General features: G+C 45.1%; 1 pseudogene. It reads left to right on the top strand.

The features are described 5' to 3' along the window. A pseudogene (locus WAE64_RS24765) lies at positions 1-700 on the top strand (hypothetical protein); the annotation flags it as partial.

The raw sequence follows: 700 nt of genomic DNA, 5'->3' as shown, positions 1-700 counted from the left end.
CCGTAGCAGATGTAGAAGTATGTGCAGGTAAAGAAGCGACATTAGTAGCGACAGGCTGTTCAAATGGAACAATCACTTGGAATACAGGGGCAAGTGGTTCAACTTTAAAAGTAACACAAGCAAATGACGGTACTTATTCATATACAGCAACGTGTACGATTTCATCGAACAATGCCACATGTGTGAATAGTGCAACAGGTAAATTGACAGTTAATCCAAATCCGGTTATCACAGTAAACACTGCGAAAATCTGTTTAGGCGAAACAGCTACCTTGACAGCGACAGGATGTACTGGCACAATAAGTTGGACAGGCGGCGGCACGCCAAGTGGCAGCACATTGTCAGTTAAACCAACAGTTTCAGGAACAACGACATACACAGCCACTTGTACAACATCAAAAGGATGTATAGGCACAGCAGAAGGAAAAGTTGAGACGGCACCAAAACCAAGCATTGCAGTAAATGACTTAACAATCTGTGCAGGCGAAAGTGGTAAATTGGAAGCGACGGGCTGTACAGGAACAGTAACATGGAGCACAGGCGCGACAGGCACAAGCATCACCGTGAGTGCAGAAGGAACATATACAGCGACTTGTACCTTAACGACGAATGGTAAAGTATGTACAGCAGAAGCGAGTGGCGTAGTAAAAGCCAACAGCAAACCACAGATAGCCGTAGCAGATGTAGAAGTATGTGCAGG

Origin of the sequence: Emticicia soli (genome assembly GCF_037860775.1) — a bacterium.
Classification (GTDB): Bacteria; Bacteroidota; Bacteroidia; order Cytophagales; family Spirosomataceae; genus Emticicia; species Emticicia soli.
The sequence above is the reverse complement of the archived record's forward strand: the minus strand, read 5'-3'. Positions and strand labels throughout refer to the sequence as shown.